Annotated in this window: 17 protein-coding genes; 11 read left to right on the top strand and 6 right to left on the bottom strand. The window is 67.1% G+C overall.

The annotated features are described in order from the left end of the window. The first annotated feature begins 233 nt into the window (after positions 1 to 233). From ACZ1I5_RS19640 to ACZ1I5_RS19655, 4 genes are read left to right on the top strand one after another with little or no spacing between them, the layout of a single operon-like run. Positions 234 to 1,016: a hypothetical protein gene (locus tag ACZ1I5_RS19640; RefSeq protein ID WP_465170919.1), complete on the top strand. Its 783-nt coding sequence runs from the start codon at positions 234 to 236 to the stop codon at positions 1,014 to 1,016. After that, on the top strand, positions 1,013 to 2,260 hold the full coding sequence (locus ACZ1I5_RS19645) for a hypothetical protein (RefSeq protein ID WP_465170920.1): 1,248 nt from the start codon (positions 1,013 to 1,015) through the stop codon (positions 2,258 to 2,260). Before ACZ1I5_RS19640 ends, ACZ1I5_RS19645 begins: the two co-directional genes overlap by 4 nt. After that, positions 2,257 to 3,162, top strand: a complete 906-nt coding sequence (locus ACZ1I5_RS19650; RefSeq protein WP_465170921.1) for a glycosyltransferase family 2 protein — start codon at positions 2,257 to 2,259, stop codon at positions 3,160 to 3,162. The genes ACZ1I5_RS19645 and ACZ1I5_RS19650 overlap by 4 nt, the downstream gene beginning before the upstream one ends. After that, positions 3,159 to 4,322, top strand: coding sequence for a phenylacetate--CoA ligase family protein (locus ACZ1I5_RS19655; protein WP_465170922.1), 1,164 nt, complete (start codon positions 3,159 to 3,161; stop codon positions 4,320 to 4,322). The genes ACZ1I5_RS19650 and ACZ1I5_RS19655 overlap by 4 nt, the downstream gene beginning before the upstream one ends. Positions 4,323 to 4,496: 174 nt before the next feature. Here ACZ1I5_RS19655 and ACZ1I5_RS19660 read toward each other — a convergent pair whose 3' ends face one another. Next, a complete protein-coding gene (locus ACZ1I5_RS19660; protein WP_465170923.1) occupies positions 4,497 to 5,144 on the bottom strand; it encodes a class I SAM-dependent methyltransferase in 648 nt (215 codons plus the stop codon). Between the two features lie 2 nt (positions 5,145 to 5,146). Beyond that, complete coding sequence (locus tag ACZ1I5_RS19665) at positions 5,147 to 6,382, bottom strand: BtaA family protein (RefSeq protein ID WP_465170924.1); 1,236 nt, start codon at positions 6,380 to 6,382, stop codon at positions 5,147 to 5,149. Between the two features lie 239 nt (positions 6,383 to 6,621). Between ACZ1I5_RS19665 and ACZ1I5_RS19670 the strand changes: the two genes are divergently transcribed. Next, complete coding sequence (locus tag ACZ1I5_RS19670) at positions 6,622 to 6,960, top strand: hypothetical protein (RefSeq protein WP_465170925.1); 339 nt, start codon at positions 6,622 to 6,624, stop codon at positions 6,958 to 6,960. A gap of 273 nt (positions 6,961 to 7,233) precedes the next feature. Here the strand turns inward: ACZ1I5_RS19670 and ACZ1I5_RS19675 are convergent, their stop codons facing one another. The 3 genes from ACZ1I5_RS19675 to ACZ1I5_RS19685 all read right to left on the bottom strand — a co-directional run bounded on the left by ACZ1I5_RS19675 (position 7,234) and on the right by ACZ1I5_RS19685 (position 9,276). Then, a complete protein-coding gene (locus ACZ1I5_RS19675; protein WP_465170926.1) occupies positions 7,234 to 7,959 on the bottom strand; it encodes an anti-sigma factor in 726 nt (241 codons plus the stop codon). Further along, a complete protein-coding gene (locus ACZ1I5_RS19680) occupies positions 7,956 to 8,537 on the bottom strand; it encodes a sigma-70 family RNA polymerase sigma factor (RefSeq protein WP_465170927.1) in 582 nt (193 codons plus the stop codon). The genes ACZ1I5_RS19675 and ACZ1I5_RS19680 overlap by 4 nt, the downstream gene beginning before the upstream one ends. 151 nt (positions 8,538 to 8,688) lie before the next feature. Continuing rightward, complete coding sequence (locus ACZ1I5_RS19685; protein WP_465170928.1) at positions 8,689 to 9,276, bottom strand: DUF1579 domain-containing protein; 588 nt, start codon at positions 9,274 to 9,276, stop codon at positions 8,689 to 8,691. Between the two features lie 53 nt (positions 9,277 to 9,329). Here ACZ1I5_RS19685 and ACZ1I5_RS19690 point away from each other — a divergent pair, with 53 nt between their 5' ends. From ACZ1I5_RS19690 to ACZ1I5_RS19715, 6 genes are all read left to right on the top strand, one after another. Continuing rightward, the gene (locus ACZ1I5_RS19690) at positions 9,330 to 10,169 is read left to right on the top strand and encodes a LytTR family DNA-binding domain-containing protein (protein WP_465170929.1); all 840 of its coding nucleotides are present in this window, start codon (positions 9,330 to 9,332) and stop codon (positions 10,167 to 10,169) included. Between the two features lie 84 nt (positions 10,170 to 10,253). Next, positions 10,254 to 10,706, top strand: a complete 453-nt coding sequence (gene rpiB / locus ACZ1I5_RS19695; protein WP_465170930.1) for a ribose 5-phosphate isomerase B — start codon at positions 10,254 to 10,256, stop codon at positions 10,704 to 10,706. Beyond that, positions 10,703 to 12,019: a serine hydroxymethyltransferase gene (gene glyA / locus ACZ1I5_RS19700; RefSeq protein WP_465170931.1), complete on the top strand. Its 1,317-nt coding sequence runs from the start codon at positions 10,703 to 10,705 to the stop codon at positions 12,017 to 12,019. Before rpiB ends, glyA begins: the two co-directional genes overlap by 4 nt. Position 12,020: 1 nt before the next feature. Further along, on the top strand, positions 12,021 to 12,482 hold the full coding sequence (nrdR, locus tag ACZ1I5_RS19705; RefSeq protein ID WP_465170932.1) for a transcriptional regulator NrdR: 462 nt from the start codon (positions 12,021 to 12,023) through the stop codon (positions 12,480 to 12,482). An 85-nt stretch (positions 12,483 to 12,567) separates the two neighbouring features. Next, on the top strand, positions 12,568 to 13,647 hold the full coding sequence (locus tag ACZ1I5_RS19710) for a TrmH family RNA methyltransferase (protein WP_465170933.1): 1,080 nt from the start codon (positions 12,568 to 12,570) through the stop codon (positions 13,645 to 13,647). A gap of 89 nt (positions 13,648 to 13,736) precedes the next feature. Next, positions 13,737 to 14,693, top strand: coding sequence for a TauD/TfdA family dioxygenase (locus ACZ1I5_RS19715; RefSeq protein WP_465170934.1), 957 nt, complete (start codon positions 13,737 to 13,739; stop codon positions 14,691 to 14,693). Here the strand turns inward: ACZ1I5_RS19715 and ACZ1I5_RS19720 are convergent. Further along, positions 14,690 to 15,001, bottom strand: coding sequence for a chorismate mutase (locus ACZ1I5_RS19720; RefSeq protein WP_465170935.1), 312 nt, complete (start codon positions 14,999 to 15,001; stop codon positions 14,690 to 14,692). The two genes, ACZ1I5_RS19715 and ACZ1I5_RS19720, sit on opposite strands and share 4 nt — an antisense overlap. Positions 15,002 to 15,080 lie beyond the last annotated feature (79 nt).

Consider the following 15,080-nt stretch of genomic DNA (forward strand, 5'->3'; position numbering starts at 1 on the left):
CTAGTCGCGGCGCTCCGGACGATTGAATCGAGAGGACGGGGAAATAGAACCAAAACGCCGGCAAATGCTGTCCGGCCCGCTTGACGGGCGAACACCGTCCGGGCACTCAATCCGGCGATTAGACCCGGGTCGTGAGATTACGGGCAAGTGTAGCGTGCAAATCTTAAAAGATCGTCAAAAGGTCGCTGAACTTGATCTCTCTTCACGACATCATCATGCCTGTCCTGGCGTCTATGCCGGACTCGCATCTGAAGAACGAATTGATCGGATCCTTTTCGCGCCACAGACATCATTTCGGCAGGATCGAGACGGCGTTCCGGTCCCTGACCGCACGGCGGCAAGACCCGGAAGCGCTGCGCCATTTCTTCCAGAGCTGGGCGCAGACCAATAACAGCGCGATGACGACGGCGGGGATCGGCAACCGTCTCACCCTGCTCCTGCACCGTAACAAGGACGTTCCCGACACGAAGGCGCTGCTGCGCGCGATGACCAGCCTTGACCGGATCATCGACGAAGATCTGGCGGTCACCCACAAGGTCCTGCATTCGGAAATGTACTACAGGATGGCGACGGACATCGTCGGCGACGACAAATGGTTGTTGCGGCGCTATCTTCATCCTTCCGCGATCGACTTCAAGGCGTGGAAGGACCAGGCGGCGCTGCGCAGCCCCGACCTGCTCGTGTCGCTGCTGACCACGCTCGCCCACGAGATCTACACGCATGGCGAGGTCGAGTTCATCCTCCCGCTGTTCACGCGCTGGCTACGCGAGGATTATGGCGTCCCATCATCCGAATGCCGCCGGACGCTCGACTGGATCAGCGTGCATTGCGGGCCGACCGAACGGAATCATTTCTTCCACGCGCTCGATGCGATCCGGCATTATGGCGACGCGATGGACGCCGATATCAGCGACTATTCGCTCGACGAGATCGTCGGCACCTATCTCGAGAAGAAGGCGGCCGTGCTCGATCATGTCTGCCGGGAGGCCATGGCCGAACTCGAGCCCGTGCATTGACCATCGCCGCGCGCGACGCGGACGCGCCGATGCTGTGGATTGCGGACTGCGACTTCACCCCCGATCCGCGGCCGGCGCTCGCCGCGGCGCTCGGCGACCCGCCGGTGGTGGCGGTCGCGCAACTCGCCTCCGCGCCGGTGATCTGCACCGCTGCCTATCTCGAGCGGCTGCGCGACCTGAACCAGCTGCTCGACCGCGCGCTGCGCGCGATCGTGACGCATTATGCCGACGATCCCCGCATTCGCGCGGTCTATGCCCTGCCGGAAGCGCTCGAGGCGATCCTGCGCCTGGCGCATGGGCGGCCGTACCGGACCGGCTTCTATCGCCCCGATTTCGTCTACGACCTGGCAGGCGGCCCACGTCTTTGCGAGATCGGCGCGCGTTATCCGCTCAACGGCTGGATGCTCAGCCTGCGCGCCGGCGAAAGCTATGCGCCGCACGTCGCGCGCGCGGGGCTTGCGGTCCAGGCCGGGCAGGGCCGGTTCCTCGACGATCTGTGCGCCGCCTATCGCCCGGGCGAGACCGTCGTGATGGTGCATGCGCGCGAGGCGGGCACCGAGATCTTCCTGCTCGCCCAGGCGTTGCGCGATCGCGGCATCGCGTTCGTCCGGGCGCATCCTGCCATGCTGGCCGTGCAGGACGGCCGCCTCCTCGCCGGCGGCGCCCCGGCCGATCACTGCATCCTGGAAATGGATCGCAGCGAAGTGCCGCTGATCTCGCCGGAGGCACTGCGGCACCTGATCGACAGCGGCGCCTATTTCAACGATGTCCGCACCCTGATCCTGGTCCATGACAAGCGCACGCTGGCCGTGCTGTGGGACGACACGATCATGCGCGACCTGCTGACCGCGGAGGACAATGCGGCGCTCCGATCCTTCCTGATCCCGTCATGGACGATCGCCGACCAGGCCGGCTGCGACGCGCTGCTCGCGCGCGACGAGGACATGATCGCGAAGCGCAGCAGCGGCGGCCGCGGCATCGACGCGCTGGTGCGGAGTGAATGCGGCGAGGCTGCGTGGCGCGAGCGGGTGCGCGCGGGATGGGCGGAGGACATGTACCAGCTCTATCTTCCGCAACGGGCATTCGCCGCGCCCGGCGAAGCTGCGCCAATTCACCTGGTCGGCATGCAATTGTGCCGCGACGACACCAGCTATGGCGCCGGCGTGTTTCGCGGATCCGACGAGAAGATCATCAACGTCCATGGCCGGCGCGGCCACATCTATGTCCCGCTGATCGCGCCGTGACGACGCTGTCCGTCATCATTCCGCTGTTCGACAAGCGCGCCTTTATCGGCGAGGCGATCGCGTCGCTGGCGCAGCAGGACATGCCGCCCGACCAACTGATCCTGGTCGACGACGCCAGCACCGACGGCAGCACCGAAGCCGCGGAACAGGCGCTCGCCGATCATGCCGACGCGCTGCGCCCGGCACGGGTGGCGCTGGTCCGGCGCCCGCGCAACGGCGGGCCCGGCGCGGCGCGCAACACCGGCCTCGACCGTGCCGACACCGACCTGATCCTCTGCCTGGATGCGGACGACGCCCTGCGCCCCGATGCGCTGCGCCGGATGCGCGAGGCGATGCGCGACCATGCGCTGGCGATGATGGTGCTCGGCTATGCGAGCGATCCGCCGGGCGAAGTGTTTCCGGAAATAAATGCCCTGGCCGGGGAGCTCACCCCGCTGGCGGGCGACGTCCTGCTGCTCGCCGATCCGCTGCGCGCCGCCGCGAATCCCGATTTCCTCATGGGCCGGGCGAGCAATGTGGTCGTGCGCCGCGACGCGATCGGGGCGCATCGCTATCATCCGGCGGCGCGGCTGAACGAAGGGATCGACCTGTGGTACCGCGTCGCCCGGTCGATCGTGGCGGGCGGCGGCCGGGTCGGGCTGTTCGCCGCGCCGCTGATCCGGTTCCGCATTTCCGGCGATAGCCTGTCGCACCGCGCGCATCGTGACTGGCGCACGCTCGAGGTGCCGCCGATCGTGCACCGGTACCGGGACAGCGGCGACCCGCATGACCGCGCGGTCGCGCGCATGCTGGCCGATCGCTGGCTGGCCCATGCCCTGTCGACCCTGCCCGACGACCAGAAGGCGCTGTTCCTCGTGCATCACGAGGATCTGCTGCTGCAGATGAACATGAGCGCAGCATGACCCCGCCCGACGACGCGACGCTGATGCGCGATTGTTTCCGCCGCGCACGCGAGCATGGCTTCTACCGCGCGCATTTCAGCGGCTTATCCGACTGGCGCGACGCCCCCGCCACCGACAAGAAGGTGCTGCTGGAGCAACTGAGCGACTTCGCGCCGGGCGACGAGCCGCGCGGCGTCTATCTGGTGCGCTCCGGCGGCAGCACGCAGCGGCCGCTGATCTTCCCGGTCGACATCGCCGAGAATCTCGCCCAGCGACAGGCGCTGTCGGCATGCCTGACGACGCACGGCGTGTTCGACGCCAGGACGGTCGCGCTCAACATCTTCGGCTATTCGGACCTGTACCGTACCGCCGCGATCCTCGACGACCTGCTCGAACGCTGCGACGCGACGACCCTGCCGATGAGCGCGCATGCGCGGTACGAGGACATGCTGTCGATCGCGCGGCGTTTCCGGCCGACGCATCTGCTCGGCACGCCGTCGAAGCTCATCCTGTTCGCGCATTTCCTGACCGATGCAGGCGAGACGCTGCCGATTCCGCAGCTTCTCTATGCTGGCGAGCCGCTGCGCGACACGACCCTCGCACTGTTGCGCGCGACCTTCGGCACGGAACAGATCTGGTCGCTCTATGGCGGGGCGGAGACCGGCATCTGGGCATGGTGCGACGCCAGCCGCCATCCCGGCCTGTTCCGGATCCTGCCGGGTCTGGTGGTGGAAATTCTGGCGCCGGACGAAGACGGCTTCGGCCCGCTCGCCGTCACCAACGGCTTTCGGACTCGCTTTCCGGTGTTCCGCTACCGCGTCGGCGATGTCGGCCGGCTGGTCGAACGCGACGGCGAGCGCTTCCTCGAGCTGCGCGGGCGCGACAGCCGATCCTTCCAGTTCGCCGAGATGACCTTCGACCTGGACCTGATCGCGCCGCTGGTCAGCGCGGCCGACGGCTTCCAGCTGCAGTTGCGGTTCGACGCGCGAGGCCGCGACACGCTGCAATTGCTGGTGGTCGACGAGGCGGGTGCCTGCGCGACCGAGGCGATCGCCGCACAAATGGCGCGGGTGCTGAACTGCGCCGCCGGCGCCTGCGAGGTCAGCCGCGTGCCGCGTGCCGGGCTGTACCAGGATCCGGCAACGACCAAGACACCGGCGATCGTGGATTTCCGGCGCTGATCGTCGGGACCGCGCTGGAGAGCTTTCCAGGTCGCGTTATCCTCCCTTCCGTTCGCCCTGAGCTTGTCGAAGGGCCGCTCTTTCTTCCCGGGGAAAGAATGACAGGGCTCGGCAACCCCCGGGTCAAGTCCGGGGCGGAACGGGAGAGGTAATTCCAGACACCCAGTTTTTGCGCTAGGCCCGGCTCAGCCGCGCCGTCCAGGCATAGCCGCGATAGAGCGGGCGGAAGTCGGCGTGGAGACCTTGCGCGGTGGCAATTTCCTCCACCGCACCGCGCAGGGTCGCGCGCGGCGAAACGTCGAACCGGGCGAGCCATGCGAGCAACAGCCGGTGGAACGCCCGGGGCAGGCCCTCCTGCTGGCCGAAATCGACGATGTCGAGCCGCCCGCCCGGCGCCAGCTTGGCCGCGCCTTCGCGGATCGCGCCGAGCCAGTCCGGGATCATCGACAGGGTATAGCTCTGGAACACCCGGTCGAACTGCGCGACGCCGAACAGCGCCTGCGCGTCGAACGCGGTCGCGTCGCCCTGCGCGAAGACGATACGGTCGGCCAGCCCGGCCTTCGCGACATTCCCGCGCGCGGTCTCCAGCATCGCCTCGGAAATATCGATCCCGTAGAAACGCGCGTTCGGCCACGCCCTTGCCGCGACGATCAGGTTGCGCCCGGTGCCGCAGCCGATCTCGATCACGCTGCCGCCCGGCGGCGGGGCGAGCTCGCGGATCAGCTGGTCGCGGCCGAGCAGATAATATTTGCGGGTCAGGTCGTAGAAATGGCGCTGCGTCCGGTAGATCGCATCCATGTGCCCCGCATGGCCTGCATCCATGCTCAGCCCAGCACGTACAGGTGCACGCCGCCATAGATCGAGGAGCGGTCGCGCTTCGTATAGTCCAGCGACTCCTCGGCGCGGTAATCCCAGCGGACCAGCACGTCATCGGGCACGCGCCCGGGCAGGATCGTCGCCGTGCCGGCGGTGCGGAACAGCACGCGCGCGCCGGGCTTGGCGGTCCGCGTGATCTCGGTCCACAGGTCGGTCAGCTGCTCGTCGGTCATCCAGTCCTGCGCGTCGAGCAGGATATACCGATCGAGCGACGCGTCCTCGCGGCTGCGCAGATAATCGGTGAAGTTGACGTGGCGCACCTCGATCCGGTCGACGCGCTCGACGATCTCTTCATAATGCTCGCGCTGCAGATAGGGCGGCAGCGGCGCCGACGGGCCATCGCCATAGCCGCGGTTGAACGCCTGCCAGGCGAAATAATTGTCCTTCAGGTCGAAATCGCAGGCGAGCTTTTCGAGCCGCTCGCGCAGCACGGTCGCCATCTTCTCGTCGCCGGCCAGCGCTTCGTACTGCGCGGGCGGGATGCCCAGGCCAAACAGCGAGGCCGGCTGGTCGGTCAGCCAGCGGATAAAGGCCTTGTCGAACATCGGCGCGAATTCGCGGTCGAAGATCTCGCGCTGCTCCTCGATCGAGTTGGCCTTGAGCAGCACCTTCGGGTTGAGCCCGTTCAGCCGCGCCAGGATATGGGCGGCGCTGATGAAATTGCCGAGCAGCCCGCGCTTGTACACGCCGCGGGCGAAGCCGCCGATGCGGCGGCGGCCAATCATGTCGCGCCCCTCCCAATAGCGCCGCGTAGTCTCGTCGAGATGCGGGCGCACATGCGTGCGATAGGCCTGGATGTTGGCGCGGCTGTTGGCGTTGCCGAAGAAGCGATGGAATGCCTCGTAATCCGGCAACTGCCGGGCGGCGGCGAGCTTCAGCTTGTTGAGCGCGATATGCGCGGTGTTGAGATCGACCGCGGTGATCGCCCGCGGATTGGCGGTGAGATAGGAGAGCACGTTGCAGCCGCCCGACGCGATGGTGACGACATGGCTGTCGGGCGTGATCGCCAGCGCCTCCATATCGACCGCCGGGTCTTCCCAGATCTGCGCATAGACAAGGCCGCGAAAGGCGAAAGTGAAGGCGCGTTCGAGCAGGCCCTGCTTGGACAGATGATCGTGCCGGTGCACGGCGGCGCGCACGGCCTTGTTCTTGGAAGCGGCGGGCGATCGATCGGCGACAGCCATGACAAACTCTCCTCGCGGACCTGTGGCAAGCGGGGCCCACGCCCCGCTAGGACAATCCGATGACGCTTCCATGACGGCCCCGCGACTAAAATGATAGAGTGTCGGGATGGGTAGGGGTGGCGGAGCGGCGGGCTCTCGCGCCTTTTGCCGGCGGTTGAGGTTCAGGCGTCCCGATCAGATAGCTTGCCAACCGCATCGCTATAGGCGAGCAGCGCATCTTCAGGCATTCAGATCGACGCATGACCCGCAGGCATTCCAGAAAAGATCCCTATGGAGACCTGCACCGCGAGGAGGAAGCTCCGGCGGAAGTCGTAGTCTGCTGGCTCTGCGGCAGGCCGACCGGCAAGACCATCGTCTGGCACCATCCCGTGCCCAAGAGCCGGGGCGGGCGTGACGTCGTGCCGATGCACCCGATTTGCCAGCAGACGCTGATCGCCAATTTCACCAATGCCGAACTGCAGCGCCACGGGATGGATGTGGACGCTCTGCTGGCCAACCCCAATGTGCGCAAATTCGTCGATTGGGTCGCGAAGAAGGACCCGGATTTCACCGCGACCACGGCCAAGAAGCAACGCTGACCGCGCCTGAAACCAACTCTCCGCTACCGGCCCGCATTGCCCGTGAACGATTGATTTCGGGGAAGCCGCCATCGGCCACGTTCGTGCCCGCACCGTAATGGACCTGCCGGCGAAAGGGGGGCCGGCAGGTCCGTACGCATGGCGCCGCAAAGGAGGGGGAATGGCGGCGCCCGGGTTACTCGCCTTTCGCTTGGGAAGGAAAGACGGAGCTAATACGCCCGTCGAGTCCGGTCGGACGCACGACGGCGAAAATTTATTTCCGCGTGCCGGAACTCAGACCGGCGAAAGCGCGCCCGTCGCGACGACCGGGCCGGTCGGCAGCCCGGTCGGCGAGCCGCCCACCGGTTCGAGCGAGACGGCAAGCGTCGCGCCCGCCGCCAGGCGCGCGCGGTTGGCCTGGTCGACCGCAAGGCTCGATGCGCCGCTCGGGCGCAACAGGCCGAGCGAATGCGGCACGCCGTCGCCGCCGATCACCCATAGTTCCGCACTGCGGCGCGCATCGGCCAGGGCGGCGGCGGTCAGCCGCAGCGCACCGCTCGCCGGATCATAGACCGCCGTCACCGGCGCACCCTTTTCGACCGGCGCAATCGAGGCGACGAGCATGGTCGCGGGCACGGCGGCTTGAGTCGGTGCCGGGCGCGGCGTGTAGTCGATCGGCCGCAGCACGATGAACAGCAGCAGCGCCGCCGCCGCGACGCTCGAAATGCCAGCCGCCGCCGGCCAGAAGAAGCGGCGATTGGGCGGCGTCGGCACGTCCATCGCCGCAGGGCCGTCGATCGTCCATTCGACTCGCTCGAGCACGCCGGCGGGCGCCGTCATCGCCGGCCAGAGATCGAATAATGGCGCGAGATAGTGGCGCCACCGCTCGACCTGCTGCGCGAAGCCGGGCTCGGCGAGCACGCGGCGCAGCGCGACAGCGCGTTCCTCGCCGTCGAGGATGCCCAGTGCCAGCTCGGCCGCCTCCACGTCCGGCGTATCCAGATCGATATCGTCGCTCATCGCTCGAGGCATTCCCGGAGCTTGGCGAGGCCGCGGCGGACCCAGCTCTTCATCGTGCCCAGCGGCACGGATTCGCGCTCGGCCAGTTCGGCATAGGTGACGCCGTCGAAAAAGGCGGTGCGGATCGCGCCGCGCTGGCGATCCTCAAGCGCTTCGAGGCAGCCGTGAAGGCGGTGCGCTTCTTCGTCGGCGACCAGCGTGTCGCTGACAAGCGGCGCCTCGTCGAGGATCGGCGGCGCATCCTCGATCGGAGTCGCTCGCCGCACGCCCTGCGCACGACGCCAGTCGATCGCCCGGTTGCGCGCGATCGTCGCAAGCCACGTGATCGGGCTCGCGCGGTGCGGCTCATAGGCGCCCGCCCGCTTCCAGATCGTCAGATACACGTCGTGCAACACATCTTCTGCCGCCTGCCTTTCGCCGCAGATACGGTAGCAGATGCCGAAAAGCTTCGCGGAGGTGAGCGCATAGAGATCGCGAAAGGCCGCACGGTCCTCATGCCCCGTCCGGACCAGCGCCTCGACCAGTTTCAGGCGCGCGTCACTGGCCTGTTGCAGGGCGGCTTGGGGCGAATCCGTCACGATCGGGACGCTAGAGCGTTTTCGAGCTGGCTGGAACAGCCCGCGGCTCGGAAAACGCGACAACCAAAAAAAACGGGAGCACTTCGACCTTGGTCGACGTGCTCCAGCCCCGGCGGGTATGCACGGCAATCCCGCGCATACCCGCCAGTCGTTATTTCTCGGTCATGCCGCCGGCGACCGGCCAGTCGGTGTTGCCCACCCGGGTCAGCTGCATGTCGAAGAAGCGCTGCGGCGGCTGGCCTGGCATGATTCGGTCGCCCACCTCATGCCATTTCCCGTTCTCCAGCGTGGCGGTATATTTGATCGTCGCCGGGCCTGCCGGGATTTCCCAGACATAACCCCGCACACCCTCACCGGCCGCCGGCACGATCGAGAAGGTCCCGGCGCGTCCCTGCGCATAGGAGCGGAAGGTATAGGCGCTGGTCGCCGGATCATAGGAGATCACCGCGAACGCGTTGAAGCCTATCGAGCCGTCGGGATTGAAACCCTTGCCCTCGATCACCTTGATCGTGCCGCCCAGGAAATTGCCGATCCGCTCGGTCTGGGTCACCCGGTGCTCGCCACCAGGGCCCTGCGTTACGGCGGGGCCGCGCCAGGTGCCGTCCATCCAGCTCAGTCTGGCGATCGCGGCGCGTTGCGCCTCGATCGTGGCCGGATCGACCGCCTGCGCCGCCGCGCCGGTGAGAGGGGTTGCCGCCAGCACCAGCGCCGCGGCGCGCATCCAGAATTGTCTCGTCACGCCATGCTCCTTCTTCGATTGCGTAGGCCCGGCCGGGATGGCAGCCTTGCGCCATGCCGAGCGCCCGCCCCGCTTTCCGTCTGCCGACCGCGCCCCGCAACGCCGGCTTCGCGAAGCACGCCCGAAACTTCGCGAATCGCGCCATGGCCCTGCCGGGTTTCCCGGTTCTGCCCATTGCCGGCCTGGCGGGAGGCATCCTGATGGTCGTGGTCGGCGCGTTCGGCACCGGTGAGATGCCGCTCGGCACCCGCATCGCCTTCTGGGCAGTGCTGCTCGGCTGGAATGTGCTGAAATGGCAGCTCTGGTTCGCCCTGCTGGTCCACCGCACCGCCGACTGGTCCCGCGCCGCCGCGATCGGCACGATCATCCTCAACCTGCCGCTGCCGATCGAAATCTCGCTGGCGCTGCGCCTGTTCGGCGTAGACTATGCCGCCGATCCCGCGCGCACCTGGTCCGAGGCGCTGGCGATCAGCGGGGCGATCTTCCTCGTCCTGCTCATCGCCGGGATCAGTCGGCGAATGAATCCGCCCCCCGCCCCTCTGGTCGCCACCCCGTCGGCCGTGATGCCCGACGGGTTGCTCGATCGCGCCGGGCTAACCGATCCTTCAGCGCTCCATGCGATCGAGGCGGAGGATCATTATTGCCGTTTGCACCTTGCGGGCGGCCGCAGCCTGCTTGTCCTGCACCGCTTCGGCGACGCGCTGGCCGAAGTCGCGGATTATGACGGCGCGCAGGTGCATCGCGGTGCCTGGGTCGCGGCAAACGGCATCGCGGGCGCGCGGCGCGACGGGCGGCGCTGGGTGTTGCTGCTCGCCGATGGCGCCGAGATTCCGGTCAGCGCCAGCTTCGCCGCCACGGCCCGCGACCGGGGCTGGCTGCGTGTCCGGCGATAAAGCATCGGCTAGCGGGTAGCGTTCGCCGCGCGCTTTGCGTAAAGGCCGCCGCATCCGCTTTCGCCGAGAAGGAGCGCGTCGTTTATGCGCATCGCCATAGCATCCGATCACGCCGCCTTCGCGCTGAAGGACATGCTGGTCGCGTGGCTTGGGGAACAGGGTCATGAGGTCGCCGATCTCGGACCGCATTCTGACGCGCGCGTGGATTATCCCGATTATGGCTTTGCGCTTGCCGCGCATGTCGCGGCGGGCAAGGCCGAGCGCGGTATCGCCTTGTGCGGTTCGGGCATCGGCATCTCGATCGCGGTCAACCGCCATCCCGGCGCCCGCTGCGCGCTGGTCGGCGAGCCACTGTCGGCGGCGCTCTGCCGCGAACATAACGACGCCAACATCCTCGCCATGGGCGCCCGGCTGACGGGCGAGGACATGGCCAAGGCCTGCGTCACCGCTTTCCTGGCCACCGAATTCGCCGGTGGCCGCCACACCCCGCGCGTCGAGATGCTCGGCGCCCCCAGCTTCGCGAAGGAACCCGCATGAGCACCAATCCCCGCAGCCTCAATGACGTCCAGCCGGACGGCTTCTTCACCCGCGGCCTCGCCGAGGCGGATCCGGCGGTGTTCGGCGGCGTGCAGCATGAGCTGAAGCGCGAGCAGACCCAGATCGAGCTGATCGCCTCGGAGAACATCGTCTCCAAGGCAGTACTGCAGGCGCAGGGCTCGGTGTTCACCAACAAATACGCCGAGGGTTATCCGGGCAAGCGCTATTATCAGGGCTGCGAACCTTCGGACGAAGTCGAGACGCTGGCGATCGAGCGCGCCAAGAAGCTGTTCGATTGCGGCTTCGCCAACGTCCAGCCGCATTCGGGCGCGCAGGCGAACGGCGCGGTGATGCTGGCGCTGGTCAAGCCGGGCGAGACGATCATGGGCCTCAGCCTCGACGCGGGCGGGCATCTGACGCACGGCGCCAAGGCAGCGATGTCGGGCAAATGGTTCAACGCGGTCGCCTACGGCGTCGATCCGGTCACCCACCTGATCGATTTCGACCAGGTCGCGGCGCTGGCGCGCGAGCACAAGCCGAAGCTGATCATCGCGGGGGGCTCCGCCTATCCGCGCCAGATCGATTTCGCGAAGTTCCGCGCCATCGCTGACGAGGTCGGCGCGATCTTCATGGTCGACATGGCGCATTTCGCGGGCATCGTCGCAGGCGGCCTGCATCCCTCGCCGCTGGAGCATGCGCATGTCGTGACCACCACCACGCACAAGACCCTGCGCGGGCCGCGCGGCGGCATGGTGCTGACCAATGACGAAGCGATCGCCAAGAAGATCAACTCGGCGGTGTTCCCGGGGCTTCAGGGCGGCCCGCTGATGCATGTCATCGCCGCCAAGGCGGTCGCGTTCGGCGAGGCGCTCCAGCCCGAATACAAGAGCTACATCGCCGCGGTCGTCGAGAACGCCAAGATCCTCGCGGCCACGCTCAAGGAGCGCGGTGCCGAGGTCGTCTCGGGCGGCACCGACACGCATCTCGCGCTGATCGACCTCACCCCCCTGGGCGTGACCGGCAAGGATGCCGACGAAGCGCTGGAGCGGGCCGGCATCACCTGCAACAAGAACGGCATCCCCAACGATCCGCTGCCGCCGACCAAGACCAGCGGCATCCGCGTCGGCTCGCCCGCGGGCACCACGCGCGGCTTTGGCCCCGCCGAGTTCCGCGAGATCGGCAACATGGTCGCCGATGTGCTCGATGGCCTGCGCAAGAATGGCGAGCAGGGCGACGCCCAGGTCGAAGCGGCGGTGCGCGAGCGCGTGCTGGCCTTGTGCGCGCGCTTCCCGATCTATCCGGAAGGCGTGTGATTTGAGGTGTCCGTTCTGCGGCCATGAAGACAGCCAGGTAAAGGATAGCCGTCCGACCGAAGACGGCGCCGCGATCCGCCGGCGCCGCCAGTGCGAGGGCTGCGCCGCGCGGTTCACCACCTTCGAGCGCATCCAGCTGCGCGAGCTCTATGTCATCAAGAGCGAGGACAAGCGCGAGCCGTTCGACCGTGAGAAGCTGCTCCGCTCGGTCTCGATCGCGGCACGCAAGCGCCCGATCGATGCGGTGCGCCTGGAGAAGCTGGTCTCCGGCATCCAGCGCCAGCTCGAGACCCAGGGCGAGAACGAGGTGCCCTCGAAACGCATCGGCGAGATGGTAATGGAGGGGCTGAAGGGCCTGGATTCGGTCGCGTACATCCGCTTCGCCAGCGTCTACAAGGATTTCCGCGAGGCCAGGGACTTCGAGGAATTCGCCGGCAATGTGAACGAGGTGGGCAAGGGGTGAGTTGGGTTGAAGGCTTGCCTTCTCACCACCGTTCGTCCTGAGTAGCGGCTGAGCGAAGTCGAAGACGCGTATCGAAGGACAGGTTTTGAGCTTCTACGCCTATATCCTGCGCTGCTCCGACGGCAGCTATTATGCCGGCCATACCGACAATCTCGAGCAGCGCCTGGGGCATCATGATCGCGGCGAAGTCGAGGGCTATACCCAGAATCGGCGTCCGGTGTCTCTCGCCTGGTCGCAGGATTTTCCCTCCCGCCTTGAGGCACTCGAAGCCGAACGCCAGATCAAAGGCTGGACGCGTGCCAAGAAGGAGGCGTTGATCGCGGGAGATTGGGAGGCCATTCGGGTCCTCGCGCGCAAGTCCTTCGATACGGGTCTTCGACAAGCTCAGCCCCTGCTCAGGACGAACGGGGAGGAGATGCCCCTTCCATCGCTCGCCCCGCCCCCCGTCATCGTCCTTGTCCGCCCACAGCTCGGCGAGAATATCGGCAAGGCGGCGCGCGCGATGCTCAATTTCGGGCTGACCGAGATGCGCCTCGTCTCCCCGCGCGACGGCTGGCCCAATCCCTCGGCCGGCCCGGCCGCGTCGGGCGCCGATGTGGTGCTCGAACAGGCGCAGGTGTTCGACAGTGTCGCCGATGCCGTCGCCGATTGCGCTCATGTCTATGCCACCACCGTGCGCAAGCGCGGGGTGACCAAGCCCGTCGTCACCCCGGACGAAGCCGCGACGGCGATCCATGCCTCCACCGCGCGCACCGCCATCCTGTTCGGGCCGGAGCGGTCGGGGCTCGAAAGCGACGACGTCGCGCTTGCCCGCACGATCATCACCGTGCCGATCAATGCCGAGTTCGGGTCGCTCAACCTTGCCCAGGCAGTGATCCTCGTCGCTTATGAATGGTCGAAGGGCATCGCGCTCGCCTCCCCGCCCGAGACCGAAATGCCCGAACCGGCAGAGCATGAGGAGCTGGAGGGCATGATCCTGCAACTCGACGCCATGCTGGAGGCAGCGCATTTCTTCTATCCGCCCGATCGCACGCCAGTGACGAAGCGGACGCTGCGCACCCTGCTGACCAAACCAGGCTGGTCGAGCCAGGAAGTGCGGACGATGCGCGGCGTGTTGTCGGCCCTTGCCGGCGCGAAGCGATCGAAGGCGCCGCGCCAATCCTGAACGCAGGGCAGCGCACCGGCTATGCCGGACCGCCGATTGCGATTATGCCGGACATGTTCATCGCCCCAACAAGAGCGCGACGCCCGCCGATGGCCGACCTGATTCCGCCCGATGCGGCCACCCCTTATCTCACCATCCGGGCCAAGGGCGAGAAGAGCCCGCTCGAGATTCCGACCGACACGATCATCCAAGCCTACAAGCATCATGGCGCGCTGCTGCTGCGCGGCTTCACCACTGACCTCGACGTTTTTGGTCGTTTCACCGCGCAGTTCTGCTCTGGCTCGGTCTTCAACGAAAGCCGCGGCCGGCAATTGCTCGACGATGCGCGCAATATCCAGTCAGTCAGCCTGGGCACCGCGGCGTTCCCGCTCCACCCCGAATTGTCGCGCGAGCCGTGGAAGCCGGACGTGTGTTTCTTCGCCTGCCTCCACCCGCCGCGGCGGATGGGGGCGACGACGGTCTGCGACGGTAGTGCGCTGGTCGAGCGGCTGCCGTCTGCGCTGCGCGCAGAGATGGCCGCGCGGCGGCTGCGCTACACGCGACATACGACACAGGACGAGCTGATCACCTGGTTCGGCACGACGGAACCATCCAATGCGCAACTGGCCAATCCGCCCGCGCGCTGCCCCTTCACGTTCCGGCTAGACGGCGACCAGATCCGGCGCAGCTTCAGCCGCCCCTTCCTGCACAAGCCGATGTTCACCGATCGACTGGCCTTTGGCAATTTCCTGCTGTTCGCGCGCTACAGCATCGATCGCTGGGATTTTCCGCTGTTCGACGACGGCACGCTCGTCCCGCCCGCCTGGACTCATCTCGTCCGCGACATGGGCGAGGAGATTACCGCGGCGGTGGCATGGCGGCGCGGCGATATCCTGATGCTGGACAATACGCGCTTCCTGCACGGACGGACGGCGGTGGTGCCGCGCGACGGGCGGCTGATCGCCTCCTATTTCGGCTATCTCAACTTCGCCCTGCCCGATCCGGAGGCCCCGCCGAACCCGCCATGGCGTCTGGGCGGATTCTGGCCCCCGCGACCTTCCAGCTAATCTTTCCGTCGGTCGAACGCCGCCATCTCATACGCGATCGAGGCCTCGACCAGCCGGTCCCACAGATCGGCGATCACGGTGCCGGGCAGGCCCACCGCTTCGGCCGCGGCGCGGGCGTTGGCGATCACCCGCGCCTTGCGGGCCTCGTCGCGCACCGCGCCGCGTTCGGTCTTGATGCGGGCCGCCGCGTCCATATAGGCGAAACGGCGCGCGAACAGGGCGATCAGCTCAAGGTCGACCTGGTCGACGCCGGCGCGCACCTCGACCATATTGGAACAATCGGCGCCTGGCAGGATCGTCTCGGTCATATGGCCTGATAACGCCACTGGGACAGGTGTCCAGCGCTGCAGCGCCGCTCACTAAATGGCCGTTCTGGAACCAACTATT

This window comes from Sphingomonas sp. BL-S-30 (assembly GCF_055521475.1).